The following is a 19,062-nucleotide window of genomic DNA, read 5'->3' on the forward strand; positions in this document are numbered from 1 at the left end:
CTTTTAGGGCACGGGCAGCACGAAACCAGAGGCTCTGGTCCTAAGAGTAACGTGCCTGCGGAATAGATTCTGCCGCAAGCGGTCGCCATCCCGTGCTGAGGCGCTGCAGGGCCTCCAGCTCGACCGGATCATGGCTGCAGAAGATCCGCACGTTGCTGGAAGAATCGTTCGCCAGATCCCGCAACCGTTCCTGATTGCGCAGGCGCAGGGGCCGGTTTTCCTCCATGAGCGTCTGGTAGGCGAGAAGACCCGGCGTGCAGGACGGCTCCTCATCCATCTCGTGACGATGGAAATAGGCGTCGCCCGCATTGAGAAGCCAGCCCTCCGGCGTGTCGATGGCAATTCCGGCATGCCCCATCGTGTGGCCGGGCAGAGGAACCATCAGGATCTCGGGCGGCAGGCCGTCGAGGTCGCGCACGGAGTTGAAGCCGAACCAGTTCTCGCCCGACGGATCGTAGAAGCGCCAGTCGCGCACCTCGTCCCATTGCTCGGGGCGGTAGCGCCGCCGATGAATGAAGCCTTGGCGGACCTCGGCCTCCTCCATCTCTGCGCGCAGCACGTGAACCTTCGCCTCGGGGAAATCCTCCAGCCCGCCCGCATGATCGAAATCGAGATGGGTCAGCACGATGTGGCGCACGTCCCTTGGCGAGAAGCCCAAGCTCCTCACCTGCTCCAACGCCGTGTAGCGATGCTCGAGCTGAATCCGGTTCATGTTCACGAACAGCGGGCTCATCCGCCCGTAAGGGTCGTCCACGTCCTGGGACCCGAATCCGGTATCGACAAGCACCAGCCCGTGCCCGTCCGTTTCGACCAGCTGGCAATGGCACACCAGCTGCCCGGTCATCCCGCGGCTCACCCCATCCCAGAGACGTCCGCCGACCGGGCACATGCAGCCGCAATTGAGGTGATGAATGCGCATGGGAAGCCTCGCTGATGGGATGAAGCGAAGGCCTAACGCCAGAGTGAAGCGAAATGTTCGAGAGGGAGCGGCTCGCGCCTGCTACTTGGCGCAGGCAAAAGGCGGGAAGGTGCTCGCCGTTCCCGCATTCATGGCGGCGACGACCATCATGTTCGCGATCGCCAGCTCCTCGTCGGAGCGGGGGCAGACATCGGCCTTGGCCGTGCATCCGGATGCCAGAAAGGCCTCATGCCGGTCGAGGAATTCCCGTCCCAGGCCCTTCGCCTTCGTCCGTTCGAGAGCCTCGCCCCAAGCCTTCTTGTAGCGGGCGCACTTTACCTCGACCCAGCTCGGCTCCTGCGCGGCCGAGGGCGAAGCGCCCACCCATCCGGCCAGCATGATCGCGAGAGACGTCAGCGTTATGATCGAGCGGCCCATCTCACCCATCGGCTCCTGTGCCGGGACGACGGAGCATGGGAGAGCGTCCGGGTCAAGATGTCGATGTCACGCCCGCATCTCCGGACGGCTCTTGTCCGATCGGCTCTTGGCCTGCTTTCGGCCTCGCGCAGCGGAGCGGCCGCTCTTTGCCGGCTTGTCCGCCTGCCGCTCGACCTCCCGGGACAGGCGCTCCTGCAGCAGGCTCAGCACCGCCGCCTCTTCGGGCCTGAGCGAAGGCAGATCCTCGCGCAGCTCGGACTCGATCTCCTGCTTGATCTCGAGGAGCAACCCGCCCTCGAGATAGCAGGAGAACACTTCCGGGTGCACATAGCACTTGCGGCAGATGGTCGGCGTATTGCCGAGGCGCGCCGAGACCTGCTCGATGGCGGCGCGGATGTTCTTCTTCGCGCTGGCCTCGCTGTCGAACTGCTCGAACTCGGACAGGGCGAGGGCGGCAAGAACCGTCCCCGCCCAGGTGCGGAAATCCTTGGCGGTGATGTCGCGCCCCGTGATCTCCTTGAGATAGGCGTTCACGTCGGAGGACGTGATCGACTGGCGCTCGCCCTCGTCGTCGAGATATTGGAAGAGATCCTGCCCCGGCAGGTCCTGGCAGGCCTTCACGATCTTGGCGACGCGGCGATCCTTGACCTGCAGCTTCCAGGTCTTGCCGCTCTTGCCTTTGAATTGGAACCGCAGCTCGCTGCCGTCCACCTTCACATGCGGATCGCGCAGCGTCGTGAGGCCATAGCTCTTGTTCTGCTTCGCGTAATCCTCGTTGCCGACACGGATCAGCGTGTTCTCAAGAAGATGCACCACCGTCGCCAGCACCTTCTCGCGGGACAGGCCGCGCCGGCTCATGTGCTCGTCGATGATCCTGCGGATGGCGGGCAGGCCGCGCGCGAATTCAAGCATGTGCTCGTATTTCGTGCTCTCCCGCGCCTCGCGGAAAGCGGGGTGATAGCGATATTGCTTGCGCCCCTTCGCATCCCGGCCCGTCGCCTGGATATGGCCATTGGCCTTGGAGCAGATCCACACATCCGTATAAGCCGGCGGAATCGCCAGCGACTTGATGCGGTCGAGGGTGGCGTGATCCTCCACCTTCTTCCCATCGGAGCGCAGATAGGTGAAGCCCTTCCCGGATCTCTTGCGCCGGATCCCCGGCTCCTCGTCGGAGACATAGACGAGCCCTGCCGTTTCGGCGGCGTCGCGAGGATCGACGATGGAATCGGGGGAGGATTGCGGGTCCAGCAGCATGTCTCGCCTTCTTTGAAGCAGAGGATCAACTGGACCGCGCCATGCCGGGTTCCTTCCGCACGGCTGCGGCAGACTTGCCCGTCCGCGCCTCCTGACGATCGTTGCGGATCTTCAGGAACAGGATGGTGCCGCTCAAGCCTAAGCTCAGCAGGTTGAAGACGATGAGCGGCATGGCGCCAATCAGAAATCCATAAGCCGACCACAGGATGAAGGCGGTCACCGTGACCAGATACATGCGCTTCGAGATCGCGGCCGTATCGCGCTCCCGCCACGCTTTGAGCACCTGCGGAACGAAGCTCGCCGTGGACAGAATTCCGGCAACCGTCGCCAGTATCGTCGGCAACCACTCGCTCATTCACGCCTCCTTTCAGGCGGAATGGAACGGGCGGGAGAAAAGAGTGGTTCCCTCGGCGGGTCGAGACCGTTAGAACAGCGCAGCTACTTTATCCAAGGTTTCTCTTGTCGTCCGATTATCCCGATCTTTCAGGCCGCAAGCTCGTCTTCGTCGTCACCGAGGACTGGTTCTTCGCCTCTCATTTCCTCCCCATGGCCCGCGCCGCGCGCGAGCTGGGCCTTGACGTGGCCGTCGTCACCCGCGTGCGCACGCATCGCGAGACCATCGAAGCCACGGGCGCGCGGGTGATCCCGCTGCAGGTCGAGCGGCGCAGCATCAATCCGATGACCGCGGGCTACGCCGCCGGGCAGCTCGCCTCGATCCTGAAGGACGAGAAGGCGGACATCGTCCATTGCATCGCGCTCAAGAGCATTCTGGTGGGCGGCTTCGCCGCGGCCCTGGCGGGCGTGGGCCGCCGGGTCTATGCCCTCACGGGCCTCGGCTTCCTCGGAGCGCGGACAGGCCGGCTGGGGCGCCTGTCGCAGCGCGCGGTGCGGCTCCTGGTGCGCGGGCTCGAAACCGCGAAGACCCGCTACCTCTTCGAGAACCCGGACGATCCCAGGCTCCTCGGCCTCGATCCGGCGGACCCGAGGGTCACCATTATCGGCGGAGCGGGCATCGACCCCGACCACCTCGCCCCCTCGCCTCTTCCCCCGCAACCGCCGCTGAAGGTCGCGCTCGTCGCGCGCATGCTGTGGTCGAAGGGCGTGGACCTCGCCGTCGAGGCCGTCCGCGCGGCCCGGGCCCGAGGCGCTCCTGTCGAGCTCTCGCTTTATGGCGCCCCCGACCCTTCGAACCCGAAGGCCATTCCGGAAGAGACCTTGAAAGCCTGGGGCACGGAGCCCGGCATCGCGTGGCATGGCGCGACCCGGGACGTGGCTGCCGTCTGGCGTGATCATCACGTGGCCTGTCTTCCCTCCAGAGGCGGCGAGGGCCTGCCGCGGACGCTCCTGGAGGCGGCGGCCTGCGGCCGGGCCATCGTCACCACGGACGTCCCCGGCTGCCGCACCCTCGTCCGCGACGGCGTGGAAGGCCGCCTCGTGCCGCCCGGCGATGCCGGGGCGCTCGCGGATGCGCTTTCGTCCCTCGCCGGCGACCCCGAGCGGGTGGCGCGCATGGGCGCGGCGGGACGCGCCCGTGTCCTCGACGGCTTCACGGAACGAAATGTCATGGACGACGTCAAACGGCTTTACGCCTCCATGCTGAGCTCATGATCGCCGATCCCAAAGCCTTCATCCGCGCCGAGACCCGGCTTCTGCCGGTGCCCCATGCGCCGGAGATCTCCCTGCACGTGGCCGACGAGGCGACGGAGCTGTGGCAGCGCACGGAGGAGGAACTGGGCGAGATCGGCCTGCCCCCACCCTTCTGGGCCTTCGCCTGGGCCGGGGGCCAGGCGCTCGCCCGCTACATCCTCGATCATCCGGAAACCGTCCGCGGACGGCGCGTTCTCGATTTCGCCTCGGGCTCCGGCCTCGTCGCCATCGCGGCCATGAAGGCGGGCGCCGCCGAGGTCGCCGCATGCGATATCGACGGCTTCGCCATTGCGGCGATCGAGCTGAATGCGGCGGCGAACGGCGTTGCGGTCATGCCTGTCCGGGCCGACCTCGTCGGACAGGACCAGGGATGGGAGACGGTCCTCGCCGGGGACATCTGCTACGAGCGGGAGCTTGCCGCCCGCGTGACGGACTGGCTGTTCGATCTCAGCCGGAGGGGTGCCACCGTCCTCATCGGAGACCCCGGGCGCAGCTATCTTCCCCAGCAGCGGCTTCACCGGCTTCAGGCCTACGAGGTTCCCGTGACGCGAACCCTCGAAGACGCGGAGATCAAGAAAACCAGCGTCTGGGAATTCAGGCCCGGATAACCGGGGCACGCGCGCTTTTTTGAAGCATTATACCTTTGCGCCCTTTCCATGCCCTGAAAAAGGCATCTTTATAACCTGACCTGTCCTCTTGGGGGGCAGCATTGAGCCTTCCTCACGCGCCTCAGCATTTCGATCAATTCCGTTTCAAGCAACAGAGCCATCACGATGCCGCAGCTCGCAACTCATCATCTATCGATCAACCGCCCCCGACCCGTTCAGCAATCGTCCAAGATTGCGAAAAGCCTCGCCCACGCGGAAAGCCTGTGCCGGGCCAAGGGGGCCCGGCTGACCTCCATCCGCCGCCGGGTCCTCGAAGCGCTGTATCGCGCCCACCGGCCCATCGGCGCCTACGATCTCGCCGACGACCTCGCTCCCCAAGGCCGCCGCATCGCTCCGATCACGATCTACCGGGCCCTGGATTTCCTGATCGAGCAGGGACTGGCCCATCGGCTGGCCAGCCTCAACGCGTACATCGCCAGCGAGAACGCCCCCGAGAGCCAGGGCATCACCGCTTTCCTCATCTGCGAGAGCTGCGGAGAGGTCAGTGAGGTTGCCTCGACGGAACTCTCGAATGCTCTGTCGAAGCTCCAGGAAAGCCTCATGTTCACGCGGCATGCGGGAGTTCTGGAGATCACCGGACGCTGCGCCCATTGCGAACCTTCGGGACGGATCGGGCGGCCCGGGCGAGCATGCCGCGCTTGACGGGACGGGCTTTTGGCATCAGCTAAACGGCGACGGCCTCGAAACCACCGGCCGCCGTGGATTGCAGCATGTCCTTGATGTCTCCCTCCCCCGAAGCCGCCTCTCCCGAGAGCCTTGCAGGCCCCGCTCCGCGCCACCGCACGGTGGGCGTCCGCGTCGGCTCCGTCGTGGTTGGCGGCGGAGCGCCGATCGTGGTCCAGTCGATGACCAACACGGACACGGCGGATGTGGACGCCACCGTCGCTCAGGTTGCGGCGCTCGCCCGGGCCGGGTCCGAGCTGGTGCGCATCACGGTCGACCGGGACGAGGCCGCGGCGGCGGTGCCGAAGATCCGCGAGCGGCTGGACCGGCTCGGGGTGGACGTCCCGCTCGTCGGCGATTTCCACTATATCGGCCATCAGCTCCTGGCCGATCACCCGGCCTGCGCGGAGGCTCTCGACAAGTACCGCATCAACCCGGGCAATGTCGGCTTCAAGGAAAAGAAGGACCGCCAGTTCGGGGCCATCGTCGAAATGGCGATCCGGTACGGCAAGGCCGTGCGCATCGGCGCCAATTGGGGCTCCCTCGACCAGGAACTGCTCACCCATCTGATGAACGAGAACGCGGCCTCCGCGAACCCGCGCGACATGCGCTGGGTGACGCGCGAAGCCATGGTCCAGTCCGCCCTCCTCTCCGCCGCCCGCGCCGAGGAGATCGGATTGGGCAAGGACCGCATCATCCTCTCGGCCAAGGTTTCCGCCGTGCAGGACCTGATCGCCGTCTACCAGGAACTCGCGCGCCGGTCCGACTACGCCATTCATCTGGGCCTGACCGAGGCGGGCATGGGCACCAAGGGCATCGTCGCCTCGTCCGCCGCCATCGGCATCCTGCTGCAGCAGGGCATCGGCGACACGATCCGTTATTCTCTCACGCCGGAACCCGGCGGGGACCGCACCCTCGAAGTGAAGACGGCGCAGGAACTGCTCCAGACCATGGGCTTTCGCACCTTCGTGCCGCTCGTCGCCGCCTGCCCGGGCTGCGGACGCACGACGTCCTCCGTCTTTCAGGAACTGGCGCGGGACATCCAGAACTGGATTTCCACCTCCATGCCCGAATGGCGGCGCACCTATCCCGGTGTCGAGAACCTCAACGTGGCTGTCATGGGCTGCATCGTGAACGGCCCCGGCGAATCGAAACATGCGAATATCGGCATTTCGCTGCCCGGCACGGGCGAGCAGCCGGCAGCCCCTGTCTTCATCGACGGCAAGAAGGCGATGACGCTGCGCGGTCCGACCCTGGCGCGGGACTTCCAGACGATCGTGCTCGACTACATCGAAAAGACCTACGGACAGGCAGGACGCGACGCCGCCGAGTGAGGGCGGCAAACGCGGCCATGGAACCTCCAGCGAAATTCCGTTTTAAGCTCAAGCGCGATGTGCTAGAGAGCCCGCCGCGCCGGCAATGACGGCCGCTGCGCTCGCAGGCGCATCGTGCGGAAAAGGGAATCCGGTTTTCCGCGAAGAACGATGCGCTCGCTAGGGAAAGAGCATCGGATGGATTCCGGAGGTGGAGACCACCGCTGGGTCCGATGTTCGAGGAAGGGGCCGCCCTTCGTCGTTTGGCAGAGTGTTTCAACAAAGGGCCGTCCGCGGGCACATCCGCAAAGAAAAGCACCCATGGCAGAACAGCAAGCCGTCGCTCCCGGACGCGCCGACTCCGCAGTCCCGGAGGCCACCCTCCCCGAAAACCACGTCCATGTCGGTTTCTGGCCCCTCATGCTCGGCGCCATCGGCGTGGTTTTCGGCGATATCGGCACGAGCCCACTCTACGCCTTCAAGGAATCCGTCGCCGCCGCCGCCGGGGGCGGACCCGTGACGCGTGACATCATCTTGGGCGTCCTGTCGCTGATCCTCTGGTCCCTGATGCTGGTCGTGACGGTCAAGTATGTCGTCATCCTCCTGCGGGCCGACAACAAGGGCGAAGGCGGAACCCTGACGCTCGTCGCCCTGGCGCAGCGCGCCGTCCGGCAAAGGGGCGGCCTCGTGCTGGTTCTCGGGATCATGGGAGCCGGCCTCTTCTACGGCGACGCCGTCCTGACCCCCGCCATCTCGGTTCTCTCGGCCGTCGAAGGCCTCAAACTCGTCGCGCCCGATCTCCAATCCTTCGTGGTGCCGATCACGCTCACCATCCTGGCCGCGCTCTTCGTCGTCCAGAGCCGCGGAACCGGGCGGGTAGCGTCCTTCTTCGGCCCGATCATGCTGGTCTGGTTCCTTGCGCTCGCCGTTGCGGGAGCCCTGCACATCGCCGACGATCCGACGGTCCTGACGGCGATCAACCCGCTCCACGGCCTCATGTTTTTCGTCAACCACCCGGGCGTGTCCCTGGCCGTTCTCGGCGCCGTCTGCCTGGCCGTCACGGGGGCCGAGGCGCTTTACGCGGATCTCGGCCATTTCGGCGCCAAGCCGATCCGCAGCGCCTGGCTCTACATCATCTTCCCCGCTCTCGTGATCAACTATTTCGGGCAGGGCGCCCTTGTGCTCTCGCATCCCGAGAAAGCGGAATCGCCTCTCTTCCACCTCGTGCCGGACTGGGCACTCGTTCCCATGATCATCCTGGCGACGCTCGCCACGATCATCGCGAGCCAGGCGGTCATCACGGGGGCCTTCTCGCTCACCCGTCAGGCGATCCAGCTGGGCCTCCTGCCGCGCCTCGAGATCCGCTTCACGTCCGAGACCCATCAGGGTCAGATCTATCTGCCCCGGGTCAACTGGCTGCTCCTGTTCGGCGTGGTCGTGCTCGTCCTGATCTTCGGCTCGTCGAGCAACCTGTCCCACGCTTATGGCGTGTCGGTGTTCGGCTCCATGTCGGTCGATGCGATCCTCGCCATCATCGTGATCTGGAAGGGCTGGCGCTGGTCGCTCGGCCTGACGCTCGCCGTGATGCTGCCCTTCCTCTTCATCGACCTGGCCTTCTTCGGAGCCAACCTGCTGAAGCTGTTCACCGGCGGCTATGTGCCGGTCCTCCTGGCTTCGGCGCTCATCACCCTCATGTGGACGTGGGTGAAGGGCACGAACATCCTCTTCGAGAAGACCCGCAAGATCGACGTGCCGCTCCTCGAACTGGTGCAGATGCTGGAAAAGAGCCCGCCGCACCGGGTGAAGGGCACCGCCGTCTTCCTCACGAGCGATCCGGACACCGCGCCTGCGGCTCTCCTGCACAATCTCAAGCACAACAAGGTTCTGCACGAGAAGAACGTGATCCTCACCGTCCGCAGCGAGGACATCCCCCGCGTGGAGGACGAGGACCGCGTGTTCCTGGAGCATGTGGGCGACTCGTTTTGGCGGATCCGCCTGAGCTACGGCTACATGGAGACGCCCAACATTCCGCGCGGCCTCGCCATCCTGCGCAAGCAGGGCTTCAAATTCGACATCATGGCCACGTCGTTCTTCCTGTCGCGGCGCTCGATCCGTCCGGCGAGCCAGTCGGGCATGCCGCTCTGGCAGGACAAGGTGTTCATCAGCCTCGCGAAATCCGCGAGCGACGCAACGGACTTCTTCCAGATCCCCACCGGACGCGTGGTGGAGGTGGGAACCCAGGTCACCGTGTAAGAGGCAAGGGCGCAAGGACGGGCATTGCCCTCCTTCGCCCGAGCCTTGCGCGGCGTCCCGTCGAGGGGTCGCCTTGACCCATCCGCCGATTGTCCCTAACGACGCGGTTCCCCCGAGGAGCCTGTCTTGAGCCCTGCCCCTATCCCTTCCGCGTCGCCCTTCGCCCTCAGCCGCAGCGAGGCCGTGCTGGTGGCCGTCACGATGATCTGGGGCGCGACCTTCCTCGTGGTCCAGAATGCGCTGAGCGTCAGCGGCCCGCTGTTCTTCGTGGGGCTTCGCTTCGGCACGGCGGCCCTCGCGATGGCCTTCGTCGCGGCGCCCGTGCTGCGCGGTCTGACATGGCTGGAGATCAGGGCGGGCGTGATGATCGGCATCGCGATCTTCTTCGGCTACACGCTCCAGACCTATGGCCTGCAATACATCCCCAGCAGCAAATCGGCCTTTATCACGGCGCTCTACGTGCCCATCGTGCCCCTGCTGCAATGGCTCGTTCTGAAGAAGCCGCCGAGCCTCATGGCGTGGGCGGGCATCGCGTTCGCGTTCGTCGGCCTCGCCCTGCTCGCAGGGCCTGACGGAACCGCCATCGGCCTCGGGCTCGGAGAACTGCTCACGCTGCTCTGCGCGATCGCGATCTCGGCCGAGATCATTCTCATCGGCGGCTTTGCCGGAAAAGTGGATGCGCGCCGCGTCACCGTGGTTCAGCTTGCCGTCACGGCGTGCCTCGCGCTCGGCTTCATGGCGCCGCTCGGTGAGCCACTGCCCGAACCCTCATGGCTTCTCGTCTTCAGCGCGGTCGGGCTCGGCCTTGCGAGCGCGGGCATCCAGCTCGCGATGAACTGGGCACAGAGGACGGTGTCCCCGACCCGCGCGACGGTGATCTACGCGGGCGAGCCAGTCTGGGCGGGAATCGTCGGACGCGTCTACGGCGAGCGCCTGCCCGCCGCCGCCCTCCTCGGAGCCGCGCTGATCGTCGCGGGCGTCATCGTCAGCGAGATGAAGCCGCCGCGCTGGCTCAGGCGCCGCGAGGCGGCGAGGGCTTAAACCTCGCGCTCGACCACGAAACGAACCGCCTCGCGCAAGGTCTGCGCCTTGTCGCCGAAGCCGGCGAGAGCCGCATCCGCCTTGTCGACGAGCTGGCGGCACTCGCGCTTCGCGCCGTCCATTCCGAGCAGGTCCACCAGCGTGGCCTTGCCCTTTTCCTGATCCTTGCCAGTGCGCTTGCCGAGCGCCTCGGCGGAGGCCTCTCGGTCGAGGATGTCGTCCGCCACCTGGAACGCCGCCCCTAAAGCGCGCCCGTATTCCACGAGGCTGCGGCGCGCGTTCGCGTCCGCCTGGCCGAGAATCGCCCCGGCCTCCACCGAGAAGGTCAGGATCGCGCCGGTCTTCATCATCTGGAGCTGGCGCACCTCGGCCTCTCCCATGGCGGCGGCGCCATAGCGGCCTTCCGCCGCGAGGTCGAGCATCTGGCCGCCCACCATGCCCCCGAGGCCCGAGGCGCGGGCAAGGCCCAGCACGAGTTCGGACCGCACCGCCGGATCGGCGGCGGTTTCGGGATCGGCGAGCACCTCGAAGGCAAGGGTCTGCAAGGCGTCGCCCACGAGAATCGCCGTCGCCTCGTCATAGGCCTTGTGCACGGTCGGACGGCCGCGGCGCAGGTCGTCGTCGTCCATGGAGGGAAGATCGTCGTGCACCAGGGAATAGCAGTGAAGCAGCTCGACCGCCGAGCCCGCCCGCAGGGGCCCCTGCCCCTCGAAGCCGAAGAGGCGCGCCGCCTCGATGGTCAGGAAGGGCCGCAGGCGTTTTCCGCCGCCCAGCACCGCATGCCGCATGGCCGCCATCAGCCGGGCGGGCCGCGCAATCTCGCCGTCGCGGGCTTTGTCTGCTAGCAAGGCCTGAAGATTGGCTTCGATGAGCGTTGCGGCTTCATGGAGCCGCGGGCCGAAAGTGCTGGTGGATGGCGTCATGATGAGCCCGAATTCGGAAGGAGCAGCCGCCCCGTCCGAGGAAAATGATGGTGGACGATCGGGCCGGAGATGGACGCTGCGGCCGGACCGGCCGATGTCGGCCGCCCGATTCGTTCGCCGCCTCGTTCAAATCGGCCTCGGTCTTATTCTCTTATGGGTCGGAGCCGTTCTTTGGCTAGGCCTTTTGTACTGGGTCGTGCCCCCTGCCTCCACGCTGATGCTCGGCCGCTGGCTGACCCTCCAGAGCGTGGAGCGGGTCTATGTTCCCCTCGACGACATCTCGCCTCACCTGCCGCTCGCGGTCATGACCTCGGAGGACAGCCGGTTCTGCGAACATGGCGGGGTGGATTGGGCCGCGATCCGGGAGGTGGTGGAGGAGGCCGACGAGGACGGACCGTCGCGGGGGGCTTCGACCATCCCCATGCAGGTGGCAAAGAACCTCTTTCTCTTGCCGAGCCGCTCCTACATCCGCAAGGGCCTGGAGATCCCCGTCGCCCTCTATCTGGATCTGGTCTGGTCCAAGCGGCAGATGATGGAAGTGTATCTCAACATCGCCGAATGGGGTGAAGGGGTTTTCGGGGCCGAGGCGGCGGCGCGGAAATATTTCCGTAAATCCGCCAAGAACCTGACCCGCCGGGAGGCGGCCCTGCTCGCCCGCGCCCTGCCCAACCCGCTCCGGCGCAACCCGGCGCGCCCGACCAAGCGCCTCAGCGCCCTGGCCGGCCAGCTCCAGGCCCGGATGACGGCGGCCGCCCCCTACAGCTCGTGCCTGAAGCCGTGACCTGCGACGATGAAAAGCCTTTCGCAGCAGGAAAGGGCTAGATATTTGCTCCAAGACCTTGTATGAGGCGCAACCTCATCAAGTTTGAGATGTGAGCGTTCCCCGGCTTAAGCGGGCGCTCCGCTTTTTTGACCGGAGACGAGAAATGGCCGTTCCTAAGAGAAAAACGTCGCCCTCGCGGCGTGGCATGCGCCGCTCCGCCGATGCCTTGAAGGCCCCGACTTACATCGAGGACAAGGATTCGGGCGAGCTTCGCCGTCCTCACCACGTCGACCTGAAGACCGGTATGTACCGCGGCCGTCAGGTGCTGAAGGTGAAGTCTGACGCGTAATTCACGCGGCATGCGAGAAAAAGAGCCGGCGCGTCATGCGCCGGTTTTTTTATGCCCGTTTTCCCCGGTGTCCCCTGCCCTCAAAGCTCCTGATTTTTCGCTGGTTTTTAGGCCTTCATTAAGCCTGATGCCCGATCTTGAGCCTTCGGTTTCAACGGGGCGGGCACTGTCTTTCCTGCCCCAGGCGCAATGAGTGTGGTGAGGGTTGGGAGATGGCGACGAAGCGTCCGGGCCGGGCGGGGATCTTTCAAGGAACACCCCGGACCCCGCGCAAGCGCCACGGCGGGAGCACCTCTCCTGCCTCGCGTTCCGGCGCCGCCTATTCCTGGGATATCCTGACCGACGCCCTCGTGTGGTGCCCGAACGCCGCCGCGCTCCTCGGCCTCCCGGCGCGGGACCTGCCGCGCACGGGCAAAGCCTTCTCCCACCTCGTCGAGCCGGGCAGCGGGGTCGACCGCCGCGAGGCGATGGCCTCCGGCACGGGCCCGAACGGCAGCTTCGAGACCCGCTACGCCCTTCGCCTCGCGCCCGACCGGGTGCTGATGGTCGAGGAGACGGGCCGCTGGCAGCCGGACGACCAGGGCCGCCCCGCTTTCGTGCGCGGCCTGTTGCGGGCCGATGCGGGCCCGGCCTGCCTTCCGGCCCGGATCCAGGCCCGCTCCGGTCTGCTGGTGCAGATCCAGAACGGCATCAACGAGGCGCTTCGCGTCTCGCAGACCTGCACCCTGATCGTCGGCGCCTTGGAGGGAGACGATGCGGACGCCCTCGACGTCGTCGCGCGCAAGCTCCGTCCCATGATGCGGCGGCAGGATCATTTCGGCGCCCTGAGCCCGAGCCGCTTCACCCTGACTCTGACCGGCTGCCCCGCCGCTGAGGCTCCGGGCGCCATGAAGCGGATGGCAGGCCTCCTCAAGGATTGCTCCGGCGACCTGACGCTTGCGGCTGCCTGCGCGCCGGATCATACGTTCAAGGCCGCCAAGCTGCTGCGCTTCGCAGAACAGGCGCTCGAAGCGGCCCACCCGGGCTCTCAGCCCTTCGCTCTTCATGATTCCCGCACGACCTCCCGTTCGACGAGAGTCAAGAACGCGTCCTTCGATGTGGTGGCCGCCCTCAACGACCGGCGCCTGACCCTAGCTTGCCGGCCCATGATGGACGCCCACGGCAGGGCCCCCGTTCTGATGCAGGCCGCGGCGGCCATTGCCGGTCCCGACGGGCGGACGAGCGTCCTCGGTTCCCTTCCCGCCCTGGAGGAGGGCAATCTCAGCCTGCTCGTGGACGGACGCATGCTGGAGCTGGCGGCGGATTACCTCGCCGAGCATCCGCATCAGCGCCTTGCCCTGCCTGTCGCGCCCGCGACCCTCAAGGACGCGGAGTGGCTGCCGACGCTCGCCGCCCATCTCGGCGCGCGGCCGGGAATCGAGTCGCGCCTCGTGATTGAGGTTCCGGAGATCGCGCTCGGCCCGGACGGGGCTCTTCTCGGGCGTCTTCATGCCATGAAGGCGATCGGAATCGGCCTGTCGCTCTCGGGCTTCGGCCTGGGGCATGTCTCGCCCTCGTCCCTGGGCCACATGCCCTTCGACCTGCTGAAGATAGACGGCGTCTTCATCCAGCCCCTCAAGCGCTCGACCGAGGACCGGCTTTTCGTGCGCGCCCTCGTGGATCGGGCCCAGAACATGGGACTCGCGGTCGCCGCCGAATGGGTCGACGATGAGACGACCGCGCGGCTGCTCGCCGCCTGGGGCGTCGATTACCTGGAAGGGGCCCTGTTCGGGGAGCCGGATATTCTTCCGCAGCCGCAGAGCCTTCGCGGCATGCTGAAGAGAGCGAGCGGCTGAGCTCCTCGCGTATCCCGTATCCTGACAACCTCCGCCGTCAGGCCCGGCCTTGAGCCGGGTATCCACGTCTTGAGAGCCGCAGCGCCCGAAGACGTGGATGGCCGGGTCGAGCCCGGCCATGACGGGAGAGAGAAAAGAGGATTACTTGTTCGCCAGCTTGTCGAGCTTGGCCTGCATGTCGGCCATCTGGCGCTTGAGGGCGTCCAGGTCGCTCGCCTCGTCCGCCTGCGGGGATGCGGCCTTCGGGGCGGGGACGCCCGATGTCCCCTGCGGGAAGGGCGCGAACATGCGCATGGCCTCGGTGAAGAAGCTCATGTTCTTGCGCACCTGCTCCTCCATGGCCTGGAAGGCTCCCGCGCCGAAGGCCTGGGCCATCTGGTCCCGGAGCTTCTGCTGCTCCTGGGACAGGTTGTTCATGGAGAATTCGAGGTAGCTGGGCACCAGGGCCTGCATGCTGTCGCCGTAGAAGCGGATGAGCTGGCGCAGCACGGTAACGGGCAGAAGGTTCTGCCCTTCCTTGTTCTCCTGCTCGAAGATGATCTGGGCCAGAACCGTGCGGGTGATGTCCTCGCCCGACTTCGCGTCGTAGACGACGAAATCCTCGCCCTGGCGGACCATGCCGGCCAGATCTTCCAGAGTCACATAAGTCGAGGTGCCGGTGTGATAGAGGCGGCGGTTGGCATATTTCTTGATGACAGTCGGCTGTTTTTCCGTCGCCATGTGGACCCAATACGCTCCTGCAGACCGGTGGCCGGGTTCCCGCCAAGAGTTCAGCGGCCTACCTTGATTATAAGCCTTATGCCCCACGATCAAAGCGCCAAAAGTCTAAGAGCCGCATGCCTGAGTTGCTTTATCCTGTCCTTGACATCGCAGGGGCTGGGGCTTTGATCGAACCAGCCATATCTATTTTGCACATCCAGTCATAGGAGATGAGGAATGGCCCAGGACAGCATCGTCATCGTCGGCGCCGCGCGCACGCCGGTCGGCTCCTTCAACGGCGCCTTCGCCAACACCCCGGCCCATGAGCTGGGCGCCATCGCCATCAAGGCCGCTCTCGAGCGCGCGAAGGTCGACGGCGCCGAGGTGGACGAGGTGATCCTCGGCCAGATTCTCACCGCAGCCCAGGGCCAGAACCCGGCCCGCCAGGCCGCCATGGCCGCGGGCGTGCCGCAGGAAAAGACCGCCTGGGGCCTCAACCAGCTCTGCGGCTCGGGCCTGCGGACGGTGGCCATCGGCATGCAGCAGATCGCCAACGGCGACGCCAGCATCATCGTGGCGGGCGGACAGGAATCCATGTCGCTCGCCCCGCATGCCGCGCATATGCGTTCGGGCACCAAGATGGGCGACTTCAAGCTCGTGGACACCATGCTCAAGGACGGCCTCATGGACGCCTTCAACGGCTACCACATGGGCAACACCGCCGAGAACGTGGCGCAGCGCTGGCAGCTGACCCGCGAAGAGCAGGACCAGTTCGCCACCGCCTCCCAGAACAAGGCCGAGGCCGCGCAGAAGGAAGGCCGCTTCAAGGACGAGATCACGCCCGTCACCATTGCGACCCGCAAGGGCGACATCGTGGTGGAGAACGACGAATACATCCGCGCCGGCACCACCCTCGAGGCCCTCGCCAAGCTGAGGCCCGCCTTCTCGAAGGACGGCACGGTCACCGCCGGCAACGCGTCGGGCATCAATGACGGCGCGGCCGCCGTCGTTCTCATGACGGAATCGGAAGCGCAGAAGCGCGGCCTCACGCCGATCGCCCGCATCGCCTCCTGGGCCACCGCCGGCGTCGATCCGGCGATCATGGGTACGGGACCGATCCCCGCCTCCCGCAAGGCGCTCGAAAAGGCCGGCTGGAAGGTCTCCGACCTCGAGCTCGTGGAAGCCAACGAGGCCTTCGCGGCCCAGGCGCTCGCGGTCAACAAGGACATGGGCTGGGATCCGTCCATCGTGAACGTGAACGGCGGCGCCATCGCGATCGGCCATCCCATCGGCGCATCCGGCGCGCGTGTGCTGGTGACCCTACTGCACGAGATGGGCCGCCGCAACGCGAAGAAAGGCCTCGCCACCCTGTGCATCGGCGGCGGCATGGGCGTCGCCATGTGCCTGGAGCGCTGAGACGCATTCCCATTGCGGCGTCTGACTGACGCTGCGCCATCATCCAGGAACGGCTTGCGCTTTCGAGGAAGCGCAAGCCGTTTTCATTGATATCGAAAGGGCTAGGCGAAAGAGCAGGCCTACACGGTGCCAGGCCGCGTTCCATGTATTAAGCTGTCGGTGGAGGAAACGACTTCATCTCTTCAACGGATTCAGCAGAAATCCGCAACGGAACGGCTTGAGGGAAGGAAAAGGCATGGCGCGCGTTGCATTGGTCACCGGAGGCACTCGCGGCATCGGAGCCGCGATCTCGACGGCCTTGAAACAGGCCGGCTATCGGGTTGCCGCCAATTACGGCGGAAACGACGAGGCGGCCAACCGGTTCAAGGCCGAGACGGACATCCCCGTCTACAAGTTCGACGTCTCGGATCCGGTTGCCTGCGAGACGGGCATTCGTGCGGTCGAGTCCGAGCTCGGCCCGGTCGAAATCCTGGTCAACAATGCGGGGATCACCCGCGACGGCATGTTCCACAAAATGACGTACGATCAGTGGTCGGCCGTGATCCGCACCAATCTCGATTCGATGTTCGCCTGCACGCGACCCGTGATCGAGGGCATGCGCGAGCGCAGCTTCGGACGCATCATCATCATCTCGTCGATCAACGGCCAGAAGGGCCAGATGGGACAGGCGAACTACGCCGCCGCGAAAGCGGGCGTCATCGGCTTCTCCAAGGCGCTCGCGCTGGAGAACGCAAACAAGGGGATCACCGTCAACGTGATCGCGCCCGGCTACATCGCCACCGAGATGGTGAAGGCCGTGCCGGAGGAAGTCCTGAAATCCAAGATCCTGCCGCTCATTCCCGTCGGCCGTCTCGGCGAGGCGGAGGAGATCGCGCGCGGCGTGCTCTTCCTCGCGGGCGACGATGCGGGTTTCATGACCGGCTCGACCCTGACCATCAACGGCGGCCAGTACATGGCTTGATTCATGTCCCTCCCACTCTTGTGGGGGTGATGCAGGGAATGCAGGCGCCCCTGCAGCATCCCCTCTCCCGGGCGGGAGAGGGGCAGGGGTGAGGGAGCGCCATCTCCGGATGAGGCATACCCCTCACCCGCCGCGCTGGCGCGCGCCGACCTCTCCCGCCCGGGAGAGGTATTCGGAGCCTACCTTCCTCCCCTCTCATCTGGTCGCAACGCCCCCACGCCTCCCCTTCGAAAGTGGGAGGGAAATTCCTGGCCCGACCGGCCGGAAACGCCACTTCGCCGCTTCGCGTCCACGCGGATGGCATGCTAGGTGGCGCAGATCATGACGACTCGCACCGCCACCACCATCGGCCTTATCGCCATCCTGCTCTGGTCCCTGCTGGCCCTGTTCACGGCGGCCACGGGCACGGTCCCTCCGTTCCAGCTCAACGCCATGACCTTCCTCATCGGCGGTCTCCTGGGCATGGTGAGCTGGATCATCCGCCCGCAGGGAATGAAGGCGCTGCGGCAGAAGCCCGTCGTCTGGGCGCTCGGGATCGGCGGTCTGTTCGGCTATCATGCGCTCTATTTCGCGGCTTTGCGCCTGGCGCCGCCCGCAGAGGCGGGCCTGATCAACTATCTCTGGCCGCTTCTCATCGTGCTGTTCTCGTCGCTTCTGCCGGGCGAGCATCTGCGGCGCGCGCATATCGTGGGCGCGCTGCTCGGCTTCGCCGGCATGATCGTGCTCATCGGCGGGCGCGGCGCCTTCGACGCGCGGACGGAATTCCTGCCCGGCTACGCCTGCTCCTTCGTGGCGGCGTTCGTCTGGGCCGGCTATTCCGTGCTCTCGCGCCGCTTCGGCCAGGTCCCCACGGACGCGGTGGCCGGCTTCTGCCTGCTGACGTCGCTGCTGAGCTGGATCTGCCACGTCGCGTTCGAGACCACCGTCTGGCCGGACACGGCGACGCAATGGCTCGCCGTTCTGGCCCTGGGCTTAGGGCCCGTGGGCGCCGCCTTCTATGTGTGGGACGTCGGGATGAAGCGCGGCGACATCCGGCTGCTCGGCGTCGCATCCTACGCGACGCCCGTGCTCTCGACGCTCGTGCTCGTCTTCGCGGGCTATGCGGAACCGACACTCACGCTCGCGCTCTCCTGCGGCCTCATCGTCGCGGGGGCGCTGGTGGCGACGCTCATGCCTAAACGGACCGTCCCGGCATGACCCGGTGGGTGTAGCGGTAGGCCGTTCCGAAACCGAGCGCCCCGTAGAGGGAGCGGGCGACTTCGTTCTCCTCGCGCACCTGGAGATAGGCGCTGTGCGCGCCTTCCTTGCAGCCCCAGGCCATGAGGCTCGCGACGACCCGGCGTCCGAGGCCGATCCCCCGCAGGTCCGGCGCGACGACGATGTCGTAGAGCCCGACATAGCCCCGCTCCACGACGCCGAGGCCCCAGGCCACCGGCTTCTCGTCGAGGCTTAAAGTAGCGAAGGCCGTCTTCTGCCGGATCCGGGAGACGATCTGCATCAGGGTCGCGTCGTCGGCCTTGTCGCCGCCGTAGGAAGCCGATGCCTCGCGCACCCAGTTCTTCGAGACGTGAGGCTGGAGCTCCACCTCCGGATCGGGCTCGCAATCCCCTTGCCTGACCGGCGCCACGAGGACGTGGGTGGGCTCGATCTCCTTGAAGCCGCGCATCCTGAGATGCTCGTCCGCATCCCCGGCCTGCAGCCCGTTGAGCCGGAAGGTGGGGCGCACATTCGCCTCGATGAAGCGGGCGATCATGTGGTCGATCAGCTCCTCGTCGAGGGGTGCGCCCGGCAGGAACGGCGTCGCGGAATTGGCCCGCTTCGAATAGCCGTTGGCGAGGCGCAGGATCCAGCCGTCATAAGCCTGATAGTCGAACGACGGCCACGCATTCAGGAGCCGGCTTTCCAATCCGATGATAAGGCTGTGATCGTTCATGAAACCTG

19 protein-coding genes are annotated in these 19,062 nt (G+C 66.1%); 12 read left to right on the plus strand and 7 right to left on the minus strand.

Going from position 1 to position 19,062, the window contains the following annotated elements:
* Positions 1-40: 40 nt before the first annotated feature.
* From ACS5Q0_RS04305 to ACS5Q0_RS04320, 4 genes are all read right to left on the minus strand, one after another.
* A complete protein-coding gene (locus ACS5Q0_RS04305) occupies positions 41-919 on the minus strand; it encodes an MBL fold metallo-hydrolase (protein WP_473125364.1) in 879 nt (292 codons plus the stop codon).
* An 81-nt stretch (positions 920-1,000) separates the two neighbouring features.
* Entirely contained in the window at positions 1,001-1,336 is a 336-nt protein-coding gene (locus tag ACS5Q0_RS04310) for a hypothetical protein (RefSeq protein WP_473125365.1), read from the minus strand.
* A gap of 66 nt (positions 1,337-1,402) precedes the next feature.
* The gene (locus tag ACS5Q0_RS04315) at positions 1,403-2,590 is read right to left on the minus strand and encodes a DNA topoisomerase IB (RefSeq protein ID WP_473125366.1); all 1,188 of its coding nucleotides are present in this window, start codon (positions 2,588-2,590) and stop codon (positions 1,403-1,405) included.
* 25 nt (positions 2,591-2,615) lie between these two features.
* Positions 2,616-2,945, minus strand: a complete 330-nt coding sequence (locus tag ACS5Q0_RS04320; RefSeq protein ID WP_473125367.1) for a SemiSWEET family sugar transporter — start codon at positions 2,943-2,945, stop codon at positions 2,616-2,618.
* Between the two features lie 104 nt (positions 2,946-3,049).
* Between ACS5Q0_RS04320 and ACS5Q0_RS04325 the strand changes: the two genes are divergently transcribed.
* The 6 genes from ACS5Q0_RS04325 to ACS5Q0_RS04350 all read left to right on the plus strand — a co-directional run bounded on the left by ACS5Q0_RS04325 (position 3,050) and on the right by ACS5Q0_RS04350 (position 10,175).
* Entirely contained in the window at positions 3,050-4,198 is a 1,149-nt protein-coding gene (locus ACS5Q0_RS04325) for a glycosyltransferase family 4 protein (RefSeq protein ID WP_473125368.1), read from the plus strand.
* Positions 4,195-4,845 carry a class I SAM-dependent methyltransferase gene (locus ACS5Q0_RS04330; protein WP_473125369.1) on the plus strand — a complete coding sequence of 217 codons (651 nt, stop codon included), beginning with the start codon at positions 4,195-4,197 and terminating at the stop codon, positions 4,843-4,845. The genes ACS5Q0_RS04325 and ACS5Q0_RS04330 overlap by 4 nt, the downstream gene beginning before the upstream one ends.
* A gap of 165 nt (positions 4,846-5,010) precedes the next feature.
* Entirely contained in the window at positions 5,011-5,547 is a 537-nt protein-coding gene (locus ACS5Q0_RS04335; protein WP_473125370.1) for a Fur family transcriptional regulator, read from the plus strand.
* Positions 5,548-5,615: 68 nt separating this feature from the next.
* Positions 5,616-6,902 (plus strand): flavodoxin-dependent (E)-4-hydroxy-3-methylbut-2-enyl-diphosphate synthase, encoded by a 1,287-nt coding sequence (ispG, locus tag ACS5Q0_RS04340; protein WP_473125371.1) that lies wholly within the window; start codon positions 5,616-5,618, stop codon positions 6,900-6,902.
* Between the two features lie 300 nt (positions 6,903-7,202).
* Positions 7,203-9,134, plus strand: a complete 1,932-nt coding sequence (locus ACS5Q0_RS04345) for a potassium transporter Kup (protein WP_473125372.1) — start codon at positions 7,203-7,205, stop codon at positions 9,132-9,134.
* Positions 9,135-9,260: 126 nt separating this feature from the next.
* The gene (locus ACS5Q0_RS04350) at positions 9,261-10,175 is read left to right on the plus strand and encodes a DMT family transporter (RefSeq protein WP_473125373.1); all 915 of its coding nucleotides are present in this window, start codon (positions 9,261-9,263) and stop codon (positions 10,173-10,175) included.
* Here ACS5Q0_RS04350 and ACS5Q0_RS04355 read toward each other — a convergent pair.
* Positions 10,172-11,098 carry a polyprenyl synthetase family protein gene (locus ACS5Q0_RS04355; protein WP_473125374.1) on the minus strand — a complete coding sequence of 309 codons (927 nt, stop codon included), beginning with the start codon at positions 11,096-11,098 and terminating at the stop codon, positions 10,172-10,174. The two genes, ACS5Q0_RS04350 and ACS5Q0_RS04355, sit on opposite strands and share 4 nt — an antisense overlap.
* Positions 11,099-11,192: 94 nt before the next feature.
* On the opposite strand from ACS5Q0_RS04355, the gene mtgA reads away from it, so the two are divergent.
* The 3 genes from mtgA (at position 11,193) to ACS5Q0_RS04370 (ending at position 14,045) form a co-directional block, all read left to right on the plus strand.
* Complete coding sequence (gene mtgA / locus ACS5Q0_RS04360; protein WP_473125375.1) at positions 11,193-11,879, plus strand: monofunctional biosynthetic peptidoglycan transglycosylase; 687 nt, start codon at positions 11,193-11,195, stop codon at positions 11,877-11,879.
* A 145-nt stretch (positions 11,880-12,024) separates the two neighbouring features.
* On the plus strand, positions 12,025-12,210 hold the full coding sequence (gene rpmF, locus ACS5Q0_RS04365) for a 50S ribosomal protein L32 (protein WP_473125376.1): 186 nt from the start codon (positions 12,025-12,027) through the stop codon (positions 12,208-12,210).
* Positions 12,211-12,422: 212 nt separating this feature from the next.
* Positions 12,423-14,045, plus strand: coding sequence for an EAL domain-containing protein (locus tag ACS5Q0_RS04370; RefSeq protein WP_473125377.1), 1,623 nt, complete (start codon positions 12,423-12,425; stop codon positions 14,043-14,045).
* 141 nt (positions 14,046-14,186) lie between these two features.
* Here the strand turns inward: ACS5Q0_RS04370 and phaR are convergent, their stop codons facing one another.
* A complete protein-coding gene (phaR, locus tag ACS5Q0_RS04375; protein ID WP_473125378.1) occupies positions 14,187-14,765 on the minus strand; it encodes a polyhydroxyalkanoate synthesis repressor PhaR in 579 nt (192 codons plus the stop codon).
* A 216-nt stretch (positions 14,766-14,981) separates the two neighbouring features.
* On the opposite strand from phaR, the gene ACS5Q0_RS04380 reads away from it, so the two are divergent.
* The 3 genes from ACS5Q0_RS04380 (at position 14,982) to yddG (ending at position 18,318) form a co-directional block, all read left to right on the plus strand.
* On the plus strand, positions 14,982-16,160 hold the full coding sequence (locus ACS5Q0_RS04380) for an acetyl-CoA C-acetyltransferase (protein ID WP_473125379.1): 1,179 nt from the start codon (positions 14,982-14,984) through the stop codon (positions 16,158-16,160).
* 235 nt (positions 16,161-16,395) lie between these two features.
* A complete protein-coding gene (gene phbB, locus ACS5Q0_RS04385; protein ID WP_473125380.1) occupies positions 16,396-17,121 on the plus strand; it encodes an acetoacetyl-CoA reductase in 726 nt (241 codons plus the stop codon).
* A 321-nt stretch (positions 17,122-17,442) separates the two neighbouring features.
* The gene (gene yddG, locus ACS5Q0_RS04390; RefSeq protein ID WP_473125381.1) at positions 17,443-18,318 is read left to right on the plus strand and encodes an aromatic amino acid exporter YddG; all 876 of its coding nucleotides are present in this window, start codon (positions 17,443-17,445) and stop codon (positions 18,316-18,318) included.
* Here the strand turns inward: yddG and ACS5Q0_RS04395 are convergent.
* Complete coding sequence (locus ACS5Q0_RS04395) at positions 18,296-19,054, minus strand: GNAT family N-acetyltransferase (protein ID WP_473125382.1); 759 nt, start codon at positions 19,052-19,054, stop codon at positions 18,296-18,298. The genes yddG and ACS5Q0_RS04395 overlap by 23 nt on opposite strands.
* Positions 19,055-19,062: the final 8 nt, after the last annotated feature.

The sequence above is a fragment of the Microvirga sp. HS2 genome (assembly GCF_055792805.1).

What these genes read in the sequence shown, in the direction of transcription:
- phbB (WP_473125380.1), top strand. Translation starts at nt 16,396, where the DNA reads ATGGCGCGCGTTGCATTGGTCACCGGAGGCACTCGCGGCATCGGAGCC.
- ACS5Q0_RS04345 (WP_473125372.1), top strand. Translation starts at nt 7,203, where the DNA reads ATGGCAGAACAGCAAGCCGTCGCTCCCGGACGCGCCGACTCCGCAGTC.
- ACS5Q0_RS04380 (WP_473125379.1), top strand. Translation starts at nt 14,982, where the DNA reads ATGGCCCAGGACAGCATCGTCATCGTCGGCGCCGCGCGCACGCCGGTC.
- ACS5Q0_RS04330 (WP_473125369.1), top strand. Translation starts at nt 4,195, where the DNA reads ATGATCGCCGATCCCAAAGCCTTCATCCGCGCCGAGACCCGGCTTCTG.
- mtgA (WP_473125375.1), top strand. Translation starts at nt 11,193, where the DNA reads ATGTCGGCCGCCCGATTCGTTCGCCGCCTCGTTCAAATCGGCCTCGGT.
- ACS5Q0_RS04355 (WP_473125374.1), bottom strand. Translation starts at nt 11,098, where the DNA reads ATGACGCCATCCACCAGCACTTTCGGCCCGCGGCTCCATGAAGCCGCA.
- ACS5Q0_RS04315 (WP_473125366.1), bottom strand. Translation starts at nt 2,590, where the DNA reads ATGCTGCTGGACCCGCAATCCTCCCCCGATTCCATCGTCGATCCTCGC.
- phaR (WP_473125378.1), bottom strand. Translation starts at nt 14,765, where the DNA reads ATGGCGACGGAAAAACAGCCGACTGTCATCAAGAAATATGCCAACCGC.
- ACS5Q0_RS04310 (WP_473125365.1), bottom strand. Translation starts at nt 1,336, where the DNA reads ATGGGCCGCTCGATCATAACGCTGACGTCTCTCGCGATCATGCTGGCC.
- ispG (WP_473125371.1), top strand. Translation starts at nt 5,616, where the DNA reads ATGTCCTTGATGTCTCCCTCCCCCGAAGCCGCCTCTCCCGAGAGCCTT.
- ACS5Q0_RS04395 (WP_473125382.1), bottom strand. Translation starts at nt 19,054, where the DNA reads ATGAACGATCACAGCCTTATCATCGGATTGGAAAGCCGGCTCCTGAAT.
- ACS5Q0_RS04320 (WP_473125367.1), bottom strand. Translation starts at nt 2,945, where the DNA reads ATGAGCGAGTGGTTGCCGACGATACTGGCGACGGTTGCCGGAATTCTG.
- ACS5Q0_RS04305 (WP_473125364.1), bottom strand. Translation starts at nt 919, where the DNA reads ATGCGCATTCATCACCTCAATTGCGGCTGCATGTGCCCGGTCGGCGGA.
- rpmF (WP_473125376.1), top strand. Translation starts at nt 12,025, where the DNA reads ATGGCCGTTCCTAAGAGAAAAACGTCGCCCTCGCGGCGTGGCATGCGC.
- ACS5Q0_RS04370 (WP_473125377.1), top strand. Translation starts at nt 12,423, where the DNA reads ATGGCGACGAAGCGTCCGGGCCGGGCGGGGATCTTTCAAGGAACACCC.
- ACS5Q0_RS04335 (WP_473125370.1), top strand. Translation starts at nt 5,011, where the DNA reads ATGCCGCAGCTCGCAACTCATCATCTATCGATCAACCGCCCCCGACCC.
- yddG (WP_473125381.1), top strand. Translation starts at nt 17,443, where the DNA reads ATGACGACTCGCACCGCCACCACCATCGGCCTTATCGCCATCCTGCTC.